General features: G+C 70.6%; 22 protein-coding genes. 12 read left to right on the plus strand and 10 right to left on the minus strand.

All coding sequences use genetic code 11. From position 1 onward, the window contains the following. The 4 genes from EFL26_RS24205 to EFL26_RS11195 form a co-directional block, all read right to left on the minus strand. A partial coding sequence (locus tag EFL26_RS24205; protein ID WP_183408148.1) for a hypothetical protein occupies positions 1-466 on the minus strand: 466 nt, incomplete at its 3' end. Positions 467-557: 91 nt separating this feature from the next. Then, the gene (locus tag EFL26_RS11185) at positions 558-1,055 is read right to left on the minus strand and encodes a hypothetical protein (protein ID WP_123222974.1); all 498 of its coding nucleotides are present in this window, start codon (positions 1,053-1,055) and stop codon (positions 558-560) included. Beyond that, positions 1,052-1,657 carry an RNA polymerase sigma factor gene (locus EFL26_RS11190; RefSeq protein ID WP_123222975.1) on the minus strand — a complete coding sequence of 202 codons (606 nt, stop codon included), beginning with the start codon at positions 1,655-1,657 and terminating at the stop codon, positions 1,052-1,054. Before EFL26_RS11190 ends, EFL26_RS11185 begins: the two co-directional genes overlap by 4 nt. Before the next feature lie 80 nt (positions 1,658-1,737). Then, entirely contained in the window at positions 1,738-2,277 is a 540-nt protein-coding gene (locus tag EFL26_RS11195; protein ID WP_123222976.1) for a type 1 glutamine amidotransferase domain-containing protein, read from the minus strand. Positions 2,278-2,410: 133 nt separating this feature from the next. On the opposite strand from EFL26_RS11195, the gene EFL26_RS11200 reads away from it, so the two are divergent. Together EFL26_RS11200 and EFL26_RS11205 are read left to right on the plus strand one after the other, a co-directional pair. Next, a complete protein-coding gene (locus tag EFL26_RS11200; protein WP_221176932.1) occupies positions 2,411-2,902 on the plus strand; it encodes a DUF5709 domain-containing protein in 492 nt (163 codons plus the stop codon). Beyond that, positions 2,899-3,669: a dienelactone hydrolase family protein gene (locus EFL26_RS11205; protein WP_246000151.1), complete on the plus strand. Its 771-nt coding sequence runs from the start codon at positions 2,899-2,901 to the stop codon at positions 3,667-3,669. The genes EFL26_RS11200 and EFL26_RS11205 overlap by 4 nt, the downstream gene beginning before the upstream one ends. Here the strand turns inward: EFL26_RS11205 and EFL26_RS11210 are convergent. After that, positions 3,666-4,547: a crotonase/enoyl-CoA hydratase family protein gene (locus EFL26_RS11210; protein ID WP_123222977.1), complete on the minus strand. Its 882-nt coding sequence runs from the start codon at positions 4,545-4,547 to the stop codon at positions 3,666-3,668. The two genes, EFL26_RS11205 and EFL26_RS11210, sit on opposite strands and share 4 nt — an antisense overlap. Next, on the minus strand, positions 4,544-5,674 hold the full coding sequence (locus EFL26_RS11215; protein WP_123222978.1) for an LCP family protein: 1,131 nt from the start codon (positions 5,672-5,674) through the stop codon (positions 4,544-4,546). Before EFL26_RS11215 ends, EFL26_RS11210 begins: the two co-directional genes overlap by 4 nt. A gap of 45 nt (positions 5,675-5,719) precedes the next feature. On the opposite strand from EFL26_RS11215, the gene EFL26_RS11220 reads away from it, so the two are divergent. From EFL26_RS11220 to EFL26_RS11255, 8 genes are all read left to right on the plus strand, one after another. Beyond that, positions 5,720-6,214, plus strand: a complete 495-nt coding sequence (locus tag EFL26_RS11220) for an acyl-CoA thioesterase (RefSeq protein ID WP_123222979.1) — start codon at positions 5,720-5,722, stop codon at positions 6,212-6,214. A 31-nt stretch (positions 6,215-6,245) separates the two neighbouring features. Continuing rightward, positions 6,246-7,712: an LCP family protein gene (locus tag EFL26_RS11225; protein WP_123222980.1), complete on the plus strand. Its 1,467-nt coding sequence runs from the start codon at positions 6,246-6,248 to the stop codon at positions 7,710-7,712. Positions 7,713-7,745: 33 nt separating this feature from the next. Continuing rightward, positions 7,746-9,530, plus strand: coding sequence for a glycosyltransferase (locus tag EFL26_RS24715; RefSeq protein WP_123222981.1), 1,785 nt, complete (start codon positions 7,746-7,748; stop codon positions 9,528-9,530). A 36-nt stretch (positions 9,531-9,566) separates the two neighbouring features. Then, positions 9,567-10,751 carry a UDP-galactopyranose mutase gene (glf, locus tag EFL26_RS11235; RefSeq protein ID WP_246000152.1) on the plus strand — a complete coding sequence of 395 codons (1,185 nt, stop codon included), beginning with the start codon at positions 9,567-9,569 and terminating at the stop codon, positions 10,749-10,751. Continuing rightward, positions 10,741-12,756 (plus strand): glycosyltransferase, encoded by a 2,016-nt coding sequence (locus EFL26_RS11240; RefSeq protein WP_123222983.1) that lies wholly within the window; start codon positions 10,741-10,743, stop codon positions 12,754-12,756. Before glf ends, EFL26_RS11240 begins: the two co-directional genes overlap by 11 nt. Next, positions 12,753-13,778, plus strand: coding sequence for an ABC transporter permease (locus tag EFL26_RS11245; protein WP_246000153.1), 1,026 nt, complete (start codon positions 12,753-12,755; stop codon positions 13,776-13,778). The genes EFL26_RS11240 and EFL26_RS11245 overlap by 4 nt, the downstream gene beginning before the upstream one ends. 1 nt (position 13,779) lies before the next feature. Continuing rightward, a complete protein-coding gene (locus EFL26_RS11250; RefSeq protein ID WP_123222984.1) occupies positions 13,780-14,559 on the plus strand; it encodes an ABC transporter ATP-binding protein in 780 nt (259 codons plus the stop codon). 352 nt (positions 14,560-14,911) lie between these two features. Beyond that, the gene (locus tag EFL26_RS11255; RefSeq protein WP_123222985.1) at positions 14,912-17,902 is read left to right on the plus strand and encodes an FG-GAP-like repeat-containing protein; all 2,991 of its coding nucleotides are present in this window, start codon (positions 14,912-14,914) and stop codon (positions 17,900-17,902) included. Here EFL26_RS11255 and EFL26_RS11260 read toward each other — a convergent pair. Next, positions 17,887-18,534, minus strand: a complete 648-nt coding sequence (locus EFL26_RS11260; protein WP_123222986.1) for a TIGR03089 family protein — start codon at positions 18,532-18,534, stop codon at positions 17,887-17,889. The genes EFL26_RS11255 and EFL26_RS11260 overlap by 16 nt on opposite strands. A gap of 17 nt (positions 18,535-18,551) precedes the next feature. Between EFL26_RS11260 and EFL26_RS11265 the strand changes: the two genes are divergently transcribed. Next, entirely contained in the window at positions 18,552-19,652 is a 1,101-nt protein-coding gene (locus tag EFL26_RS11265; protein WP_123222987.1) for a mannose-1-phosphate guanylyltransferase, read from the plus strand. A gap of 2 nt (positions 19,653-19,654) precedes the next feature. Here the strand turns inward: EFL26_RS11265 and EFL26_RS11270 are convergent, their stop codons facing one another. The 3 genes from EFL26_RS11270 to cofD are packed head-to-tail and all read right to left on the minus strand — an operon-like array spanning position 19,655 to position 22,402. Further along, entirely contained in the window at positions 19,655-20,395 is a 741-nt protein-coding gene (locus tag EFL26_RS11270; RefSeq protein ID WP_123222988.1) for a DUF3105 domain-containing protein, read from the minus strand. A gap of 37 nt (positions 20,396-20,432) precedes the next feature. After that, a complete protein-coding gene (locus EFL26_RS11275) occupies positions 20,433-21,371 on the minus strand; it encodes a coenzyme F420-0:L-glutamate ligase (RefSeq protein ID WP_123222989.1) in 939 nt (312 codons plus the stop codon). Between the two features lie 5 nt (positions 21,372-21,376). Further along, positions 21,377-22,402, minus strand: coding sequence for a 2-phospho-L-lactate transferase (gene cofD / locus EFL26_RS11280; protein WP_123222990.1), 1,026 nt, complete (start codon positions 22,400-22,402; stop codon positions 21,377-21,379). Positions 22,403-22,578: 176 nt separating this feature from the next. Between cofD and EFL26_RS11285 the strand changes: the two genes are divergently transcribed. Next, positions 22,579-22,833 (plus strand): WhiB family transcriptional regulator, encoded by a 255-nt coding sequence (locus tag EFL26_RS11285; protein ID WP_123222991.1) that lies wholly within the window; start codon positions 22,579-22,581, stop codon positions 22,831-22,833. Positions 22,834-22,851 lie beyond the last annotated feature (18 nt).

The following is a 22,851-nucleotide window of genomic DNA, read 5'->3' on the forward strand; positions in this document are numbered from 1 at the left end:
CGCAGATGTTCACCAGGTGGTCGAGCCCGAAGGGCCTCATCGCCTCGACCCCGAGCTCCTTCCGGGCGAGCTGGAGCAGCGTGAACGCGTCGGGTGGCTTGGTGGTCCCCTCGTCCGCACGCAGCCGCAGGCGAGCGACGCTGAGCTCCTGGCGGTGCTGAGGGACCTCGTCGCTGCGGGCGTGCGACGTGTCGAGCTCCCAGCCCAGCCGCTCGGCGATCTCCGCCAGCCGCTCGAGGAGATCCGCGTTCGCGCGGGCGAAGTCGTGGCTGACCAGGAGCCGGTTGCCGGAATATGCCGTCGGCAACGGGGTGATGTCGTCGACGGGCGTGGCCGTCGCCGGGTCCAGGAAACGAGGGGCCACGTCCTTCAGCCGCTCCGCCCACTGCTTCTCCTGCAGCGCTCTGATCGCATTGAGCTTCTCCTGCGAGGGTCGTGGGGAGGGGTTTTCGTTGCGCTGTGCCATGGGGTCTCCAGTTGTTGACGCCTACGCGCGTATGAGCCCGAGCTCGTCCTACACATACCGCACCGGCGAGATCGCCGGTGCGGTATTCGCCTCAGATCCAGAAGGGCGGCGTGGCCTGCGGGCGGCCACCGGTCTCGGTCACGAACGTCATCCGGCACGCGCCGGCGGGGGCGACCGGGAACTCGAAGCGGCCGGAGTCGCTGACCTGGGCCTCGAGCACGGAGCCCTTGCGCAGCACCGAGGAGAGCATCACGGTCATCGGCTGCGGCGGGGAGACCCAGCCGTCGAGCCGGGCCTGGCGACCGCGGCGGGAGATCCGCAGCTGCACGCGGAAGCCGGGGCCGAGGTACTCCAGCGACCAGGTGCCGGTCTCGTCGGGGGCGCGCAGCATCGTCGCGCTGCGTACGCCGGCCAGGGCCTCGTCGCTCTCGACGAGGGTGAGCAGCTCGTACTCGAGGTCCTGCGCCGCGAGCCGGGCGAGGACGCCGTCGGCGAGGTCCTCCGGCGGCGGGTCGATCTTCTCCCACAGGCGAGCCACGGAGTCGAGCAGCTCGTCGTCCGACCGGGGTGCACCAGTCGCTTCGTTCATCGGATTCCCCCTGCCTGCACCAGCTCCTGGCGCAGCTTGTCGAGGCACCGGCCGCGGGTGGGACCGATGCTGCCGACCGGCATCCCGAGGGTGCTGGCGACGTCGTTGTAGTTGGGCCGGGGCCCGGCCGCCACGATCCGCAGCAGCTTCTGGCAACGTTCGGGGAGCTTCTCGAGGCACGAGCGCACCATCGCGGCCTCGTCGTCGAGCACCACCTGGTGCTCGGGTGACTCGTGGTCGGGCAGCCCGTGCGCGAGCACCTGGTCCTCGACCGGCCGCTCGCGGCTGGCCTGCCGGCCGGCGCGCCACGCCTCGCGGCGGGCGGAGGTGCACAGCCACGCGGCGATGCCCTGCGGGCTCGTGATCGCGTCGGCGTGGTCGACCAGCGCGATCCAGGTCGTCTGGACGACGTCCTCCGCACGCTCGCGGTCGAGGCCGGTGGCGCGGACCACCTGCCAGAGCACAGGGCTCAGCAGGCGCACCAGGTCGTCGAGCCCCTGGTCGTCGCCCTCACGCCACCGCGTGAAGGCGGCCGCAGCGGCGCCCCAGGGTGCGCCGGACCCCGTGCTGGTCGTCGACTCGGGGACCTCGGACACAGTCATCACACCCCATCAGAGACGCCCCCGTGCCGTCTGATACGAACTGATGCGAATCTAGTGCCGCGAGGCCCCCGCCGGAAGCATTACCGCGCGAACAGCTCCAGCGCCTCGCGGTTGAACGCCGGCAGGTCGTCGGGCTTGCGGCTGGTCACGAGGTTGCCGTCGACGACGACCTCCTCGTCCACCCAGGTCGCGCCGGCGTTGCGCAGGTCGGTCTGCAGGCTCGGCCAGGACGTGAGCGTCCGGCCCTTCACGACGTCCGCCTCGACGAGCGTCCACGGCGCGTGGCAGATCGCCGCGACCGGACGGCCGCTGTCGAAGAACGACCGCACGAAGTCCACCGCCTGCTTGTCCATCCGCAGCGCATCCGGATTGGCGACGCCGCCGGGCAGCACCAGGCCGTCGTACGACGAGGGGTCGGCGTCCGCAACCGTCTCGTCGACCTCGAACGTGTCGCCCTTGTCGAGGTGGTGGAAGGCCTGGACCCGGCCGGACTTCGTCGAGACCAGGCGTGGCGTGCCGCCCGCCTCCTCGACCGCCTGCCACGGCTCGGTGAGCTCGATCTGCTCGATGCCCTCCGGCGCCACCAGAAAGGCCACCGTCTTGCCACTCAGGTCAGCCATGCCTGCTCCTCACATCGATCCGTTCGTTGATGGGTATGTCGGGGGTCGTACCCTCGGGCGAAGGACGGATTCACCGACACCGCATCCGTCCCGTTCCGCCCAGCACGCCGACGACGAGCCACAGGAGGCCCCCATGTCAGAGATGCCCGGCGAGGGTGACCGCGAGGTCTACGGCGAGCAGAGCGTCGACGACGAGGACCAGCCCGGCGCCGAGGACTGGATGAGCGACCGCGGCCTCGAGGACCCGCTGGACGAGGGCTACTCGCCGCCGGAGTTCGAGCCGGCGCACCTGCGTCACGGGGTGACCCGCGAGGAGATGCGCGCGGGCGAGACGCTCGAGGAGCGGCTGGCCGAGGAGGAGCCCGAGCCCGACCCGTACGCCGACGAGACCGACTACGGCACCGCCGACCCGCGTGCCGGGCGTCTGGTCGCTCCCGACGAGGGGTTCGGCGAGGACGAGGAGAAGGACGAGGTCGCCGAGGACGTCGGCATCGCCGGAGGTGCCGCCAGCGCGGAGGAGGCGGCGGTCCACGTGATCGACTCCGAGGACGGGCCGGAGACCGAGCCCGACTACGACCTCAGCGACTTCGACGAGGACGCCGACCCCGAGACCCGTCCCTGGTGACCGACCAGCGCGACGGGCTGGTCACCGTCGCGGTGCCCGACGGCACCGCCGAGGCCTGGGTGAGCCGGCCCGCTGACGACGCACCCCACCCGGGCGTGCTGCTGTTCATGGACGCGTTCGGCATCCGGCCGCAGATCGAGCAGATGGCCGACCGGATCGCCGGCTGGGGCTACGTCGTGCTCGCGCCCAACGTCTTCCACCGCGACGGCACGATCGAGGAGCTGGCGCCCACGGTCGACCTGCGCGCACCGGAGGCGCGGGAGCAGGCGATCGCCGAGGCGATGGGCCGCGTGCGGGGTCTGACGGCGCGGCTCGCCGAGCGGGACATCCCGGCGTACGTGGACGCGCTCCGCGCGCTGCCGGACGTCGCGGACGGGCCGATCGGCGTCACCGGGTACTGCATGGGCGCGCGGCTCGCCGTGCGTGCGGCCTGTCTGAGGCCCGACGACGTCGCGGCCTGTGCCGGCTTCCACGGCGGCGGCCTGGCCAACCAGGACGCCGACAGCCCGCACCACGGCTTGCCGCGGGCGCGCGCAGAGTTCTACTTCGGGCACGCCGACGGTGACCGCTCGATGACGCCGGAGGCGATCGAGAGGCTGGACGCGGCGCTGGCCGACGCGGGCCTCACCCACACCTCGGAGGTGTACGAGGGGGCTCCTCACGGCTACACGATGGCGGACACGTCGAGCTACCAGGAGGCGGGCGCGGAGCGGCACTACGTGACCCTGCGCGACCTCCTGGACCGCACGCTCCGACCGGCCGGCTAGAAGATCTCGGGCAGCTCGCTGGCCCGGCCGGTGAACTCCGGCTCACGCTTCTCCAGGAACGCCGCCACGCCCTCCTTGCCGTCGCCCACGGACGTGTGCCACATCGCCAGGCTGTCGGCCCGATGCGCCTCGAGCGGGTTCGGCACGGCGGCATTGCGGTAGAGCAGCTGCTTGGCCAGGCCGAGGGCCACGGGAGAGCGCCCCACCACGAACGACCGCGCCAGTGCGTACGCCGCGTCGAGCAGCTCCTCGGGCTCGTGCACCGAGCGGACCAGCCGGCCGGCCAGCGCCTGCTCGGCGGTGAGGATCTCCGCGGAGTAGACCCACTCCAGCGCCTGCTGGATCCCCACGATGCGGGGGAGGAACCAGGTCGACGCCGCCTCGGGCACGATGCCGAGCCTGCCGAACACGAAGCCGATCCGCGCCTTCGTGGAGGCCAGCCGGAGGTCCATGGCGAGGGTCATGGTGGCGCCGATGCCGACGGCAGGACCGTTGATCGCGGCGATCACCGGCTTCGGGCAGGCGTGGATCGCCAGGGTCACCTTGCCGCCGGTGTCGCGTACCCCGCTCTGGAAGGGCTCCTCGGTGAGTCGCTCGCGAAGGTCGGCGGGCGTGGGCGCGGCGTCCTCGTCGAGGCCGAAGACGTTGCCCTCGGCGGAGAGGTCCATGCCGGCGCAGAACGCACGGCCTGCGCCGGTGACCACGATCGCGCGGATCGTGTCGTCGCGCGCGGCGTCGAGGAAGAACTGCTCGAGCTCGTGGGCCATCGTCACCGTGAACGCGTTGAGCGCGTCGGGCCGGTGGAGCGTGAGCGTGGCGATGCCGTCGTCGTCGATCGCGACCGTCAGGGTCTCGAGGCCGGCGTAGGAGGAGGTCACGGGTTCGTCATTCCTGTCGGTTGGCACAGGCTCTTCGGGATGTCGCCGGTGCGGTCGGTCTTGATCAGCTTCATCAGCGCGAGCGCGCGCTGGGTGTCCCAGTGGACGGCGAGGTCGCGGATCGGCATCGAGCAGGTGAGGCCGTCCTTGCCGTTGACCCGGGTCATCGCCCAGGCGAACCGCGCCAGGTCGACGACGCCGCTGTCCTTGTCGACCTTGAGCGACGAGGTCGCGGCCATGTTCACCCTCCAGTAGCGGAAGGGGTTCAGGACGGTCCAGGGCGACTTCACCTCGGAGCCGATCGCGCTGACCACCTCGCGCTGGTGCTTCGCCCGGTCGATGTCGCCGATGCCCGAGGTGTGCCGGGAGCGGGCGTAGCCGAGGGCCGTGATGCCGTTGACGTGCTGGCACCCCTTCTTGATGTTCAGGTTCGCTCGACGGTCGACCATCCGCTGCGTCGGGCAGATCTCCACGCCGCCGACCGCGTCCACGGAGTTCACGAAGCCGCCGAACCCGATCTCGACGTAGTGGTCGATCCGGACGCCTGTCGTCTGCTCGAGGGTCTGCACCAGGAGCGGCGCGCCGCCGTACGCGAACGCGGCGTTGATCTTCGTGGTGCCGTGACCGGGGATCGGCACGATCGAGTCGCGCGGGATCGACAGCAGCAGGCTGGGGCCGGAGCCGGTGTGCAGCAGCATGATCGTGTCGGTGCGCTGCCCGACGTCGCCGACGCCGCCGGTGCCGAGCCGGCGGTTCTCGGCCTTGGTCAGGCCCTTGCGGCTGTCGGAGCCGACGAGCAGGTACGTCGTGCCGGGCTGCTCGGCCGGCCGCTGCCCGCTGGGGGTGTCGTTGACCTGGTCGATGCGCTTCCAGGCCAGGATCGGGACGACCACCAGGTAGGCGATCCAGGCCACGAGCAGCAGGATCACGAGCTTCCCGTACGGGAAGCGTCGCCTCTTCCTCGGGGTGACGGTGGGGGCGACCGGCGGTGGGGTCGGGCGCTGGGGCGCGCGCGCGAAGTGGTCGCCCCTCGGCGCACGCGGCATCACCCGGGTCGGCTCCGGGTCGGGAGGGGCGTCCTTGCCGTAGAGCCAGTCGAACTCCGGCGGATCGTGACGGTCCGGCATGGCCGAGACGGTACAGGGCTCACCTTCGCCGCTACGGTCGTGCCCATGGAGTCGCTGCCGCCGTCGTACGGACGGGTGTCGCTCAGCCTGCTCGCGAGCCAGACCCACGTGAACCTGCTCGGCAACATCCATGGGGGCGAGGTGATGCGCCTGGTCGACTCGGCCGCGGGCGCGGCGGCAGGCCGGCACAGCGGCGGCCCGGCCGTGACCGCGGCCATGGACGAGATGGCGTTCCTGGCTCCGGTGCACGTCGGCGACATCCTGCGCGCGGAGGCACAGGTCAACTGGGCCGGTCGCACGTCGATGGAGGTCGGCGTCCGCGTCGAGACCGAGCCGTGGAACCGCGCCGGCACCGAGCCCGTGCACGTCGCCTCGGCGTACCTCGTCTTCGTCGCGATCGACGAGAGCGGCGCACCGCGGCAGGTGCCGCCGCTCGCGCCGCAGACCCCTGACGAGGTACGGCGGGCGCGCGAGGCCGGGATCCGCCGGGCCCACCGGCTCGCGCGGAAGGAGGAGATCCTCGCGGCGCGCCGCACCTGAGTGACGCATGTGACTGGTGATACTTGGCGCCATGCATGCGCAGGATGCCCGGGTGGAGCTCGGCCGGATCCGCTTCCGCCGCGCCCTGGCGCTCATGGTGATGACCCTCGTGCTGCCCGGCTCGGCCCAGCTGGTGGCCGGTCGCAAGGAGGTCGGCCGGATCGCGATGCGGATCTGGTTCGGTCTGATCCTCACCGGCGTGTGCCTCCTGCTGCTCGCGGTGATCTCGAAGAGCTTCGTGTTCTGGTTCGCCTCGAACCCGTTCTGGCTCGGGCTCGTGCGCTTCGGGCTGATGGCGCTCGCGGTCGGCTGGGCGTTCCTGCTGGTGGACGCCTGGCGCATCGGCGAGCCGCTGGCGCTGCGCCAGCGGCAGCGCCTCGCGATGGTGGGCATCAACGGGGTGCTGTGCTTCTCCGTGGCCGGGAGCCTGCTGTTCGCCTCGCACGTGGTCAGCGTGCAGAAGGACTTCCTCGCCGCGATGTTCTCCAGCGGCCCGGCCAGCGGCTCCCACGACGGGCGCTACAACATCCTGCTGCTCGGCGGTGACTCCGGCGCCGACCGCTGGGGCCTGCGACCGGACAGCATCACCGTCGCCAGCATCGACGAGCAGACCGGCAAGACGGTGCTCTTCGGCCTGCCGCGCAACATGCTGAACTTCCCGTTCGCCAAGGGCTCGATCATGGCCGAGCAGTTCCCCCGCGGCTACAACTGCGGGACGACCTGCGAGCTGAACTCCCTGGCCACCTGGGCGGCCGACCACAAGGCGCTGTTCACAGGCGTGCAGAACCCCGGGGTCGAGGCCACCACCGAGGCGGTCGAGGGCATCACGGGTCTGAAGATCAACTACTACGCGATGGTGAACCTCAAGGGGTTCCAGAAGATGGTGGACGCGGTCGGCGGAGTGACCCTGAACGTGCGCGACCGGATCCCGATCGGCGGCGTCGGCGGCCCGGTGACCGGCTACATCAAGCCCGGGAAGCGCAAGCTGAACGGCTTCCAGACACTGTGGTTCGCGCGGTCGCGTGAGTCGGCCGACGACTACTCGCGGATGGCCCGGCAGAAGTGCGTGATGAACGCGATGCTGCAGCAGCTGAGCCCGCAGAAGGTCGTGCTGAAGTTCGAGAAGATCGCCAAGGCCAGCGAGGACCTCATCTCCACCGACGTGCCGCTCTCCGAGGTCGACCACTTCATCGACCTGGCGCTCAAGGCGCGCAGCCAGCCGGTGCGCACCGTCTCGTTCGTGCCCCCGCTGGTGAACACCTCCCACCCGGACATCGCCCAGATCCAGGAGATCGTGCAGACGGCGCTGAAGGCCAAGAACGCGACCAGGGCGGTCTCGGCCGGCAAGGCCGCGAAGGGCACGCAGTCGACCGGGTCCACCCCGCCGAGCGGCGCGCCCAAGCAGCCGGCCAGCCAGGGCACCACCGGCGGCGCGATCGGCAGCATGCACGCCGGGTACGCCGCGAACCAGGCCGACGACCTCGGCTCTGCCTGCTGACTCGGCGCCTGCGAGCCGGACTAGGGTTCTGGCGTGCCCTCCCCAGCCAGCGTCGTCGCCGTCGTCGTGACGTGGAACCGGCTCGCGCTCCTGCAGGAGTCGCTCGCCGCGGTCCACGGGCAGACCCACGCGCCGAGTGCGATCGTCGTGGTCGACAACGACTCGACCGACGGCACGCGTGAGCTGCTCGACTCGTCGTACGGCGCCGAGCTGGGCCTCGACGTCGTCCACCTCCGCCGGAACACCGGGGGAGCGGGCGGCTTCGCCGTCGGGATCGAGCAGGCCCTGCTGCACCACCCGGACCTGATCTGGCTGCTCGACGACGACACCGTGCCGACGCCGACGGCTGCGGAGGAGCTGGTGCGCGCCTGGACCGGCTATGCCGCGGACGGGGGCGGGCGCCCGGCCGTGCTGGCCAGCAAGGTGGTGTGGACCGACGGTCGCGACCACCCGATGAACACCCCCCGGCGCAAGCCGGGTGCGAACGCGGCCGAGTCCGCCGCGGCTGAGCGGGTCGGCGCCGTGCCGATCCGGTCGGCGTCGTTCGTCTCGCTCATGTGCGACGCCGACCGCGTGCGTGAGCGGGGCCTGCCCGTCGCCGACTACTTCCTCTGGAACGACGACTTCGAGTACTCCACGCGCCTGGTGCGCGGCGGCGTGGGGCTGTACTGCCCGGCGAGCGTCGTCGTGCACAAGACGCGGGCGTTCGGCTCGACCGACGCCGACCCGGGCGACCGCTTCTTCTACGAGGTCCGCAACAAGGTCTGGATGTTCTCCCGGTCGCGCAGCCTCACCGTCCCGGAGAAGGCGCTGTACGGCGCCGCCACCGCCCGCCGCTGGGCCCGGACGTTCGCCCGCTCCTCGAACCGTCTGGTGCTGCGCCGCGCGCTCGCCCGCGGGCTCGGGGCAGGGCTGCGGCGCCCGCGGCCGAACGCCGTCGTGCTCTCCGAGGCCCGTCCGCCGCGCCCGGAGACCGGCCGACACCAGCCGTTCACGCTCCTGGTCAGCACCTATGCCCAGGACGACCCCGGGTTCCTGCACGAGGCGGTGCTGTCCTCGACGACGGCCCAGACGCGGCCGCCCGACGAGGTGGTGCTCGTGCAGGACGGACCGGTGCCCGAGGCGCTGGCGGCCGAGATCAAGCACCTGGTCGCGACCCTGCCGATGCCGGTGCAGCACCTCGCGCTCCCGCAGAACATCGGCCTCGGGCCCGCGCTCGACGCCGGCCTGGCGGCGAGCAGCCACGAGATCGTGGCCCGGATGGACGCCGACGACGTCAGTCTCCCCGAGCGCTTCGAGCGGCAGCTCGCGGTGATCGAGGCGGGTGCGGACATCGTCGGCTCGGGGCTGCTGGAGTTCGGGCGCTCGATCGAGGACGTCGTCGGGCGTCGTACGCCGCCCACGGACCCGGACGAGATCCGCCGCGTGATCCGGTTCCGCGACCCCTTCAACCACCCGACCGTGGTCTACCGGCGCAGCGCGGTGCTCGCGGCCGGCGGCTACACCGACATGGCCCTGCTCGAGGACTACCTGCTCTTCGCCCGGATGGTCGACGCGGGCGCCGCGCCGGCCAACCTCGCCGAGCCGCTGGTCTACTACCGGGTGGGGGCCGGGGCCTACGCCCGGCGCGGCGGCACCGCCCTGCTGCGCAGCGAGCTGCGGCTGCAGCGGCGGTTCCGGGAGCTCGGGATCACGTCACGGGCGGAGTACCTGCGCAACGTCGCGGTGCGTGGCGGGTACCGGCTGGTCCCCGAGGGTGTGAGAAAGGTCGCGTACCGCCGCCTGCTCGCGAACAGGACGGGTTCGGCTCGCGGCTAGACTGACCCGGGCTCAATGTCTGTGGATGGAGTGTGTGTGGACCCCGATCTCGTCGTCGTCGGATCCGGATTCTTCGGTCTGACCGTCGCTGAGCGCTGCGCGGCCGAGCTCGGCCTGCGGGTGCTCGTCCTGGAGCGGCGCCACCACCTCGGCGGGAACGCCTACTCCGAGCGGGAGCCCGAGACCGGCGTCGAGGTGCACAAGTACGGCGCGCACCTCTTCCACACGTCCAACCAGAAGGTCTGGGAGTACGCCAACCGGTTCACCTCGTTCACCGGCTACCAGCACCGCGTGTTCGGCAAGTACCAGGGCCAGGTGTACTCCCTGCCGATGAACCTCGGGCTGATCAACCAGTTCTTCGGCAAGAGCCACACCCCGCAGGAGGCCCGCGAGCTGATCGCCTCGCAGGCCAGCGAGATCGCCACCGAGGACGCCACCAACCTCGAGGAGAAGGCGATCAGCCTGATCGGACGCCCGCTCTACGAGGCGTTCATCAAGGGCTACACCGCCAAGCAGTGGCAGACCGACCCCACCAAGCTGAGCGCGGACATCATCACCCGGCTGCCGGTGCGCTACACCTTCGAGAACCGCTGGTTCAACGACACCTACGAGGGCCTGCCCACCGACGGCTACACCGCGTGGCTGACCCGGATGGCGGACCACCCCAACATCGAGGTCCGGCTCGAGACCGACTTCTTCTCCGTCGCCGAGCAGTACAAGGGTCGGGTGCCGATCGTCTACACCGGCCCCGTCGACGAGTACTTCGACCACTGCGAGGGCCGGCTCTCGTGGCGCACCGTCGACCTCGAGGAGTCGATCGAGGACGTCGACGACTTCCAGGGCACGGGCGTGGTGAACTACAACGACCAGGATGTCCCGTTCACCCGGATCATCGAATTCAAGCACTTCCACCCGGAGCGGGTGCAGACCCACCTGCCCGGCAAGACGGTGATCGTGCACGAGTACTCCCGCTTCGCCGAGGAGGGGGACGAGCCCTACTACCCGGTGAACACTGCCGAGGACCGCGAGAAGCTGCTGAAGTACCGCGAGCTCGCCAAGCAGGAGCAGATGGTGCTCTTCGGCGGCCGGCTCGGCACCTACCAGTACCTGGACATGCACATGGCGATCGGATCCGCGTTGTCGATGTTCGAGAACAAGCTCAAGCCGCACTTCACCGACGGTGTCGCGCTGACGTCCGGAGGCGTGGCCGATGACGACTGACCTCTCGCCCGGCACCCCGACGGTCCGTCGGGTCCTGCAGCGGTTCGTGCTGCCCGCCGACCGTGACCTGGACGTGGTGCCCCTGTACGTCGACACCGAGGGCGTCCAGCTCGACGCCGACCGGGAGATGATCGGGACCAACAAGAGCGCGCAGAAGGTCAACAAGGCCGCCTCGCGCCAGGCGATCTCCTCCGGCACGGCGCTGCACCCGGACGCGATCCTGGACCGCCGACGACTGCGCGTCGAGGAGTCGCAGCGGATCTCGCTGGGCACCTACTTCAACGGCTTCCCGGCCGGCTACTGGCGGCGCTGGACGGTCGTGAGCGGCGTACGCCTCGACATCACGCTCAGCGGCGTCGGTGCCAGCGTGATCGTCTACCGCTCGATGGCCAACGGCCGGTCGCAGCGGGTCGACGGGTGGACCTGCGAGACGTCGGGGCCGAGCGCGGTCTCCTTCGACCTGACCCTGGTGCCGTTCGTGGACGGCGGCTGGTACTGGTTCGACGTGGTCGCCGGTGACGAGCCCGCGGTGATCGAGGAGGCCACCTGGAGCGCCGAGGTCCCGGCCGACCGTGCCGAGCCCGGCACCGTGACCGTGGGCATCACCACGATGAACCGCCCCGACTTCTGCGCCGCACTGATCGGCCAGATCGGCGCCGACGACGACGTCCGCTCGGTCCTCGACGAGGTCCTGGTCATGGAGCAGGGCACGAACAAGGTCGTCGACGACCCCGGCTTCGCGAAGGCCGAGGGCCAGCTCGCCGGCAAGCTGCGGGTCATCGAGCAGGGCAACATCGGCGGCTCCGGCGGCTTCGCGCGAGCGCAGTTCGAGACCCTGAAGGCCGGCCGGTCGAAGTACGTCCTCTTCCTCGACGACGACATCGTCGCCGAGCCCGAGAGCATCCTGCGGGCGGTGACCTTCAGCGACCTCGCCCGCCGTCCGTCGATCGTCGGCGGCCACATGTTCAGCATCTACGCCAAGGCCCAGCTGCACAGCTTCGGCGAGATCATCGACCGCAACCGGTTCTGGTGGATGACGCCGAAGTCGGCGGAGGAGCAGTGGGACTTCGGGGCCCGCAACCTGCGCAGCACCCGCTGGCTGCACCGGCGCCTCGACGTGGACTTCAACCCGTGGTTCATGTGCCTGATCCCGACCGAGGTGGTCCGCGCGGTCGGGCTGAGCCTGCCGCTGTTCATCAAGTGGGACGACTCGGAGTACGGCCTGCGTGCGCAGGCGGCCGGCTTCCCGACGATCACGCTGCCGGGCGCCGCGGTCTGGCACATCCCGTGGACCGACAAGAACGACGCGCTGGACTGGCAGGCCTACTTCCACCAGCGCAACCGGTTCGTCGCGGCCCTGCTGCACTCGCCGTTCCCGCACGGCGGACGGCTGATCTGGGAGAGCCTGAACCACCAGATCAAGCACCTGCTGGCGATGCAGTACTCCACCGTCGAGCTGCGCCACCGCGCCCTGGTCGATGTGTTCGGCGGGCCTGAGCGGCTGCACGACGAGCTCGGCACGAAGCTCGGGGAGGTACGCGAGTTCCGCACGCAGTTCACCGACGCCCAGGTCTCCTCCGACCCCGACGCGTTCCCGCCGGTGCGGCACTCGAAGCCGCCCCGCCGTGGTGACACGTCGGAGATCCCGAGCCGGCCCACGCAGCTCGTGTCGGCCGTCCTCGGCGGCCTGCGCCAGTTCCGCGCGGTCCGCTCGCTCTCACGGGAGTTCCCGGAGAGCAACCTTCCGACCATGGACGCCCGGTGGTACCGCCTGGCCACGCTCGACTCGGCGATCGTGAGCATGCCCGACGGCACCTCCGCCGCGTTCTACCAGCGACAGCCCGAGCAGTTCCGCGACCTGCTGCGGCGCACGCTCGAGATCCACGAGCGGCTCTACCGGGAGTGGCCGACGCTCTCGCAGCGTTACCGCGACGCCCTGGCCGAGGTGACCTCGCCCGAGACCTGGGAGTCCACGTTCATCGCATCCACGGAGGGTCGTCAGTGAGGGCCGCGAACAAGGCCGCAACAGCGGCGGCCAGGCAGGCGAAGGTCGACGAGCGCGGACGCCGTCGCAACGCGGCGCGCAAGGCGCGCCGGCTGATGGAGAAGAAGGCCGACTCGATGCCCGTCGTCGAGCTGCGCGGACCCAAGCAGGAGCGCGTCGTCGACGCCGAGCTCGTGGATCCCTCGCCCCACGGAGGGCTCGTCGAGGTCTTCCAGCAGCGCTACCTGCTCAGGCTGATCGTCACCCGTCAGCTCGCCCAGATGTACGCCGCCTCGCTGCTCGGCCTGCTGTGGTCGTACATCCAGCCGGCGCTGCGGTTCGTGGTCTACTTCGCGGTCTTCGGCATCATCCTCAGGACCCATGACTCCACCCCGAACTTCGCGCTCCACCTGTTCACCGGCATGGTGTTCGTGCACTACTTCACCGAGACGTGGAGCGGCGGCACGCACTCGATCTGGAACAACCGCACGCTGGTGCTGAAGATGCGCGTTCCGCGCGAGATCTTCCCGGTGGCCTCGATGGTCGTGGCGGCGTACCACACCGGGCCGCAGGTGCTGATCCTCGGGATCGCCTGCGCGCTGCTCGGCTGGCACTTCACGCTGGTCGGCCTGGCCGCCGGGGCCCTCGGCATGGCGATCCTGATCTGCTTCTCGATGGCGCTGTCGCTGACCTTCTCGGCGCTGAACGTGTTCTTCAAGGACTTCCAGAACATCGTCTCGACGTTCACGCAGTTCCTGCACTTCCTCGTCCCGATGATGTACTCGTACTCCTACATCGCGCGGATGGGCCAGGACCACCCGTGGGCCTACCAGCTCTACTTCGCCGATCCCCTGGCCGAGGCGGTCATGCTGATGCAGCGCCTGTTCTGGGCGCCCACCCTCAAGCCCAGCCAGTACGCCCATGAGTTCCCACCGGACCTGTGGGAGCGCGGCTTCATCATGCTGGCGGTCTGCGCCGTCATGCTCGTGCTGGCGCAGAGGTTCTTCTCGCGCCTCGAAGGAAAGTTCCCGGAGCGTCTCTGACATGGCTTCCGAATCGATCGTCGTGGACCACGTGTCCAAGGACTTCACCATGCAGTACCACCGCACCCTGAAGCAGATGGCGGTGGCCACCATCCGCGGCCTGCCGCTGAAGGAGCACTTCCGCGCGGTCAACGACGTGTCGTTCACCGTCGAGCAGGGTGAGTCGATCGGCCTGATGGGCCTCAACGGCAGCGGCAAGAGCACACTGCTGAAGCTGATCAACGGCGTGATGCGTCCCGACGAGGGTCGTATCCTCACGCGGGGCCGGATCGCCGGCCTGATCGCCACCGGGGCCGGCTTCCACCCGCAGCTGAGCGGCCGCGACAACCTGTACCTCAACGGCGCGATCCTCGGGATGAGCGAGCCGGAGATCAAGCGCAAGTTCGACGAGATCGTGGACTTCGCCGACATCGGGAAGTTCCTCGACACCCCGGTCTCGCACTACTCCTCGGGCATGTTCGCCCGGCTGGGCTTCGCCATCGCGATCCACGTCGACGCCGACATCTTCCTGGCCGACGAGGTGCTCGCGGTGGGGGACAAGCCGTTCAAGAAGAAGTGCATGGCGAAGATGCAGGAGATCCGCCAGCAGGGCACGACGATCTTCTACGTCAGCCACGCCTCCTCCTCGGTGCGGGCGATGTGCGACCGGGTGCTCGTGCTCGAGTCCGGTCACCTCAACTTCGACGGCGACGTCGAGCAGGGCATCCACTACCTGCAGTACGACGACGACGAGGAGACGAAGGAAGCCCTCGCCGACGGCGAGCTCGGCGCAGACGTCTGAGGGTTGACCCTGCGAGGCACGAGCAGGGTCAACACCCGAAGAGGTTGAGCAAGGCCGCGGCTGAGGGACGAAGCCGCGACGCCGGGCCGAAACCTTCGTCCGAGCGACCGCGACGAGCAGCGGCGGGGCCAGAGAGATCGAGCGACGCCGGGGCTGGACCTCGGCGTGTCGCGACACTGTCGCACGTCCCGGTGTGGATTATGGAATGCGCCTTTCCCGGCATTTAAATAACACCGTTGTAATTCCCGAATTACAGGTCTGTAATTAGGACGAAACGGTTGCGCACACCCCTGTTACTGGTGTGAAACTTGGTACTCGTGTGAATCCTTCCCCCTCACATGGAGACCTTTTGATGGGTATTTCCCGAAGTCGTTACGTCACCATCTGCCAGCAATTCCTGGTCACGGCGGTGGTGCTCGTGGTCGGGCTGTCCGCTGCCGGTGTCATGACGCTGCAGATCGTCGCCCCGGACGCCGGCGAGCCCCGAGCGACCGGGCTGGCCCCCGCCATCAACGTCTCCGACGCCTACGCGGACACCGCCCCGGTGAGCCCCAAGGTGCACGAGGTCAAGGTCGCCGGCATCGACGCCCAGGCGGCCAAGGAGATCCCGGGCGTCGTGACCACGCCCAAGGCGCCGGCCGCCGGCTCCGCTCGCACGGGGAAGGCAGCGGAACCGGACCAGCTGGTCGCCCTCTCGGCGCCGACCCCGGTGCACGGCTACGGCACCGTCGGCGTGACCTGGAGCCCCTCGACCCACCTCGCCGACGGCCAGATCAAGGTGCAGGTGCGCACCCTCAAGGACGGCACCTGGTCGGGCTGGACGAACGTGAAGTACGACGCGGAGGAGGGCCCGAGCACGGACGGGAAGGCCGAGGGTGGCCGTCAGGTCCGCCCCGGCACCGACCCGCTGCTGATCGGTGAGGTCGACGAGGTCCAGATGAAGGCCGAGACCGTCGACGGGAAGCTCCCCGCCGACCTGCAGCTCGCCGTGATCGACCCGGGCACCGGCAAGGTCACCAAGCAGGCCGCGGCGATCGACACCTCCAAGCTCCCGGCCAGTGACCGCACCGCGACGAGCGCCGCGCCGATCGAGCAGACCGCGCCGGCCGAGACCACCAGCACCAGCACGACGGCGTCGGGGGACACCGCGACCCTGGCGGCGATGACCGTGGCCCCGAAGCCGGTCATCTACTCGCGCGCCCAGTGGGGCGCGAACGAGGCGCTGCGCGACAAGAGCTCGCTGCGCTACGGCACGATCCAGACGGGCTTCATCCACCACACCGTCAACGCGAACGACTACACGGCCGAGCAGGTGCCGGCACTGATCCGCGGCATCTACGCGTACCACACGCAGACCCGCGGCTGGAGCGACATCGGCTACAACTTCCTGGTCGACCGGTTCGGCCGGATCTGGGAGGGCCGGTACGGCGGTGTCGACCGCCCGGTCGTCGGCGCCCACACCCTCGGCTACAACGAGTACTCCTTCGCGATGTCCGCGATCGGGAACTACGAGATCGCGCAGCCGCCGCAGGCCGTGCTCGACGCCTACGCGTCGCTGTTCGCCTGGAAGCTGTCGATGTACAACATCCGCGCCGACGCGAGCCACCTGTGGGTGAAGGACCGCTACCTCAACGCGATCAACGGCCACCGCGACGTCGGCCAGACGGCGTGTCCCGGCAAGTACCTCTACGCCAAGATCCCGGGCATCCGGGTCGCCGCACAGACCATCCAGAACAACGCGCAGACGCCGATCGACCCGGTGACCCTGCCGAAGATCCCGCCGCCTGCCGGCCTGCCGTCACCGACGCAGGCCCCGGCAGCGGCCCCGGCCCAGCCGGCGATCTCGTTCCCCCAGCGCTCGAGCGTCGTCGGATCGGGATGGCCCGACATGTTCGGCATGGCGCCCAACGGGACGATCCAGGTGGTCCCGACCGAGGGCGTCGCGGACTTCACGACCCGGGTCACCAACGGTGCCGGCTGGAACAACATGGACCAGATCGCCGCGGTCGGCGACGTCACCGGCGACGGCAGGTCCGACGTGCTCGCGAGGAGCGCGAAGACCGGCGTCACCCGGGTCTACCCGGGGGACGGCGCCGGCCGGATCGGCCGCGGCATCGCCGCCACCAAGGCCTTCGCCAACGTCCAGATGTTCGTCGGCGCACGCGACTTCAACCGCGACCGGCACCTCGACGTGGTCGCTCGCAACAAGGCGGGCGCCCTCCTGCTCTTCCGCGGCGCCGGCAACGGTGTTTTCAAGAAGCCGATCGTGCTCCGCAGGAACTGGCCGTTCACCAAGATGGTCGGTGTCGGCGACCTCAACGGCGACCACCAGCCCGACCTGGTGGCCACCACGGACGGCCGCTCGCTGTACCTGGTGCCGGGCGCGTCGCGAGGCACGTCCGTCGGTCGGCCGACCCGGCTGATCACACTGCCCAAGGCCGCGAACGCGCTCCTCGGCTGGGGCGACGTGAACAACGACGGCCGCACCGACGTCCTCGCCCGGGTGGGGTCCCTCACGACCGGCTACTCCGGCAACGGTGCCTCCAAGCTGGGACAGGGCTTCGGCCCCTTCGACGCCCTCGCCGGGCTGAAGAAGGTGACCCTCGCGCCGATGATGGGCTCCTACGCTCCCGACGTCGTGGGACGCGACGCCGCCGGACACCTCGTGGTGATCGCCAACAACGGGCTGCGTACGGCGTCCGCGCCGCTCGCCTCGAACCTCGCGGTCGCGGGGGTCAGCCAGCTGCTCAACGTGGGCGACTGGGACCGTGACGGGAACGCCGACGTGGTCGTGCGAGTCGGTGGCGGCGACCAGCTGGTGCTGTACCCGGGCCTGGGCAACGGGAAGTTCGGCCGGTCGCGCTCGCTGGGCGCCGGCTGGAAGAACGTGACCCGTCTCGCCGCGGTCGGCGACGTCACCGGCGACGGTGCTCCCGACCTGCTCGGCGCGACCGCGAACGGACCCATGACGATCTACCCGGGCGCCGGCACCAACGGCTTCGCGGCGCCCGTCCTCGCTCCGGCATCCATGCGGACCTACAACCAGATCGGCGCGCCCTCGTGGTCGCCCGGTGGGGCTGTGTTCGCTTCCGCCGACGGCAGTTTCGTGCCGTCGACGGGCACGGATCCGGCCTCAGCCCTGCGGATGGCAAACGGCACGGTGGCCCCCGCCTACGACACCTACATCGGCGTCGGTGACGTCAACGGTGACGGGGTGGCGGACCTCCTGGCCAGGGAAAGTGGTACCGGAATCATGTGGTTGCTCCCGGGGAAGACATCCGGCGGCTTCGGCTCGCGGATGTGGGTGGCAAACGGATTCGCCGGGTATCAGCTGGTCGGCTGAGCCGTCCGCACGGAATCGGTGGCCCGCTCACTCTCGGAGTGAGCGGGCCACCGTCGTTCGTCCGGGTGCGCCACCAGCACCAGCGACCCGTGTCCCGCCACCAGGCCGAGGAACAGCCGGCTGCCCTCCGGTGACAGCGGGTCGAGGTCGGTGAGGACCCGACGGTCGTCGGGCGCCGGGACCTCGAGCTCCGTGGGCTCGAGCGGCGAGAAGACGTCGCTCTGGCCCGGCCACAGCACGCCGTGGTCCAGGACTCCCTCGGGGAGGTCGGTGGTGAACCGCGTCGCGAAGGGCGCCAGCGCGCACGCGACGGTGGTGCCGGCCCGTCGGTCGAGCCCGTCGGGCCCGACCACCGCGACGTCGGCCTCCGCGCTGACCCGGAGTCCGCAGGCCCACGCCGCGGCCAGGAACACAGGACCCAGCGAGTGCGGCGGCAGGTCGATCCGGACGGCGTCGCCGGGGTCGAGCATGAGCTCCTCGGCGTACAGGTTCGCGGTCTTGCTGACCCAGTTCGCGAACGTCTTGACCGACAGCTCGGTGCGCTCCCCGGTCGCGTCGTCGTAGAACGTCACGAGCGGCTGGCCGGGATCGGCCGCCAACCGGCGGGCCAGGAGGTCGGGGAAGGTGGGCATGCTGCCATGATGCCCCCATGACCGAGACGTCGTCCGCGTCCTCCGCCGATGGACAGCTGTGGGCCGTGGTGCCGGCCGGTGGGGCCGGGACCCGGCTCTGGCCGCTGTCGCGCGCCGGATCCCCGAAGTTCCTGCACGACCTGACCGGGTCGGGCCGCACGCTCCTGCAGGCGACCCTCGACCGGCTCGAGCCGCTCGTGGGGGAGAGGGTGCTGGTGGTCACCGGCGTGGCCCACCAGGACGCCGTACGCCGCCAGCTCCACGCCCTTCCCGGCGACCGGGTCGTGGCCGAGCCGAGCCCGCGGGACTCGATGGCCGCGATCGGCCTGGCGGCCGCGATGGTCGAGCGCACCGACCCGGACGCGCTGATCGGCTCGTTCGCCGCCGACCACGTGATCGCCGACCCCGAGGCCTTCCGCGCCTGCGTCGAGGAGGCCGCGGAGGTCGCCCGGACCGGGCTGCTGGTGACCATCGGCATCGAGCCGGCGCGACCCTCGACCGGGTTCGGCTACATCCACCTCGGAGAGCGCCTGCCCGGCTTCCCGACCGCCTGCGCGGTGGAGGAGTTCGTCGAGAAGCCCGACTCCGCCCGCGCCCGCGCCTACGTCGACTCCGGTGAGTACCGGTGGAACGCGGGGATGTTCGTCGCCCGCGCGGGGGTGCTGCTGGACCTGCTCGCGGTCGAGCACCCCGACCTCGCCTCCGGGTTGCGGGCGATCGCGGCCGACCCGTCGCGGCTGGAGGAGATCTGGCCCGGGCTGACGAAGATCGCGATCGACCACGCCGTCGCCGAGCCGGCGGCGGCCGCAGGCAAGGTCGCGGTGGTGCCCGGAGGCTTCGGCTGGGAGGACATCGGCGACTTCGCCGCCCTGGCCGACCTGCTGCCGGACGCCGCCCCGGGACTGAAGGTGCTGGGCGACGCCGACGTCGTGCTGGCCAGCGGGAGCACCGGTCTGGTCGTGCCCGGGAGCGGGCGGACGGTGGCGGTCCTCGGTCTGGACGACGTGGTCGTCGTCGACACCGGGGACGCGCTCCTGGTCACGACGACCGCGCACGCGCAGGACGTGAAGTCGATCGTGGAGGCGCTGAAATCCTCCGGCCGCTCAGCCCTGACCTGACCTCACATGATCCCGGGCTCGGGGGACTCCTGGTTGGGCCACTTGCTCACGAAGTCGGCGACCGCGGAGCCGCTGACGCTGCCGCAGTACTGCCAGTTGCCGCGCTGCTTGGACTGGTCCGCCGGCGTCTTGGCGTCGGCGCTCCAGCGGGTGAGCGCGATGTGCTTGCCGTCCGGGAACGCGGAGCCGTCCTGTGAGGTCCAGGGCGCGGCGATGAAGCGGACGTTGTCGTCCTGGTACTTCTTCGCGATCGCCTCGAGGGCGTTCATCTCGGTCCGATCCTTGGCCGCGGTCTCGTCGTACCAGGCGATCGTGTAGCCGTGCTCCTCGTTGTGCACCAGCTGGGCGACCTCGGGCCGGTCGGCCGCGGTGTAGAAGGGCCGCCCGAAGGAGGCTGCCTGCGGCCGGTGCTCCCCGAACGCCGGGGGAGCGTCCTTGTAGGTGATCGCGGTGCCCTCGGGGATGTGGTTCTGGTTCTTGTCCGTCGGCTTCGTCTCGATCGGGTTGCAGGCGGCCGCGGACGCGGACACACCGATGCTCGTGATCTTCTTGCTCGCCAGGGCGGTCTTGTCGCGCTGGTCGCCGACGTACTTCCACACCGCGACGCCGAGCAGGCCGACGACGATCAGCACGGAGACGCCCAGGATGGACATGCTGCGGATGCGCTCCTTGCGAGCCTGCTCCTGGCGCATCTTCTCGACCATGGCGCGACGCTCGACGTTCTTCGGGTTCTTCTTGGCCACGATCTGCTCTCTGTCCGGTCGACGGGGCGGGGGAAGTCTACGAAAGCGGCACAAGGACCGTGGCAGAGTCCCCGGAATCGTCGACGACCCGCCAGGCGTGCGCGAAGGCGAGCACCGCGATGCGCAGGTCGTCCGGCTGTGCTGCGACGGTGACCCGGCCGTCACCGGGGGACGCGGGCAGCCCGCACTCGGTCAGGGCGCGGGCGAGGTCGTCGGCCGTCGCGGGGGCCCCGAACGCGTCCTGGTCGCGGCCGCTCAGCGCGGCCACGACGGCTTCCCTGCTGCCGAGGCCGAACATGTCGGTGCCGGTCTCGCGCACGAGCGCCCGCGCGCCGGGCCCGTGCTCGCCGGGCGCGAGCACCCGGTCGGAGAGGCCGCGCACGACGGTCACGGGGCGGTGGCCCAGCTTGCCCGTGGCGACCTCGGCGATGCCGGCGACCTCGTCGGCCACGGCAGGCGCGGTGACGGCGAGCGGGTTGCCGTAGGCGTCGGTGCGGCCCTCGAAGGACTCGAACGGCAGCATGCCCGCCAGCCCGATCGCCAGGTCGGTCTGGCCGTGCCGCCACGCCCGGCCCGCGGTGTCGCTGACCACGACCGCGACGTTGATGCCGTCGCGCGCGGCCAGGTCCGCGCGGATCCGTCGGGCACTCGCGTCAGGGTCCTCGGGCAGCAGGACGATCGACCCGGGCGCGACGTTCGAGGCGTCGACCCCTGCCGCCGCCAGCACCACGCCGATCCGCGACTCGACGATGCGGGTCGGCCCCCGCCGGGCCACGACCCGGACGGTCTCGTCGAGCACGGCCTGGTCCCGATCGCCGACGCGGACCCGGCCCTCGGCCTTGCTGACCACCTTGCTGGTCACCACGACGACGTCGCCGTCGGCCAGGTACGGCGCGACCAGCGCCGCCAGGTCGGTCCCCTCGACCACCTCCCCGATCCCGTCGGGTGCGAACACCTCGATCCGGTCGGCCGGCATCGGCCTCAGAGCCCGGCCAGGTCGAGCGCCGCGACGACCATGTCGGCGGTCGCGTCGTGGTCGGTCATCATCAGCGGCACGGCACGGCAGCGGATCCCCGCCGCCTCCACGCGCGGAACCAGCGGTTCGTCGACGGTGTCGACCAGCCAGCCGTCGATCACGCCGCCGTGCTCGCCGTTCCGGGCGCCGTAGTGCTCGGCGACGCCCGCCGCCGACACCTCGACGCCGATCGTGCCGAGGAGCTGGCGCGCCATCCCGCGCACGTGGTCGTTCCCGACGATCCCGGAGACGCCGATGACGGGCGCCGCGGTCTTGGCCAGCGCGTCGCGGACACCGGGGACGGCCAGGATGGTCCCGACCGAGACGACCGGGTTGGAGGGCGGCAGGATCACCAGGTCGGCGTCGGTGATCGCCTCGAGCACACCGGGCGCCGGCGTGGCCCGGTCTGCGCCGATCGGGACCACCGAGTGGGCCGGGATGGCGGCCTGGTGCCGGATCCAGTACTCCTGGAAGTGCACCGCCCGGCGCTCGCCGGACTCGGGGTCGTCGATCACGACGTGCGTCTCGATCCGGTCGTCGCTCATCGGCAGCAGGCGCAGCGCGTGGCCGAACAGCGGAGCCAGCCAGCGTCGGCACAGCGCCTCGGTGACCGCGGAGAGCGGGTAGCCGGCCTCGAGCATCTGGGTGCGGACCAGGTGGGTCGCCAGGTCGCGGTCGCCCAGGCCGAACCAGGTCGGCTCCACGCCGTACGCCGCCAGCTCCTCCTTGGCGTGCCAGGTCTCACCCTTGCGGCCCCAGCCCCGCTCGGTGTCGATGCCGTCGCCGAGGGTGTACATGACCGTGTCCAGGTCGGGGCACACCTTGAGGCCGTGCACCCAGATGTCGTCACCGGTGTTCGCGACCACGGTGACCTCGGTCGTCGAACCGGTCCGCTCGCGATGCCGGAGGACGCCCTGGAGGAAGCGGGCGCCGCCCACTCCGCCGGACAGCACGGTCACCTTCGGGGGGAGCCCCCGCGCCTGATCGCTCATGGGAGCAGTGTGACTTCCCGGTTCTCCACTATCAGATCCGGGCTTGACTTAGGCTGTACGACAGGCATGTAATCACATCAGTGTGGTTTTCAACTCCGACGCACATCGGTGAGGAAGATCACTCTCACACAGGAATCGCGGTCCGTCAGGGTCGCAGGGGTCGATAGGGGAAGACTATGCGTGAGCTGTACCTGCTCGAGGGGGACACCGAGGAGAGCGGTTGGCAGGAGCGCGCACTCTGCGCCCAGACCGACCCTGAGGCGTTCTTCCCGGAGAAGGGCGGTTCGACCCGTGAGGCCAAGCGCGTCTGCCTGACGTGCGAGGTCCGCGACGACTGCCTGGAGTACGCCCTGATGAACGACGAGCGCTTCGGGATCTGGGGCGGACTCTCCGAGCGCGAGCGGCGCAAGCTCAAGAAGCGCGCCGTCTGATCCTTGGGCAGTGAGGCG

The organism is Nocardioides pocheonensis (assembly GCF_003725535.1).
Classification (GTDB): Bacteria; Actinomycetota; Actinomycetes; order Propionibacteriales; family Nocardioidaceae; genus Marmoricola; species Marmoricola pocheonensis.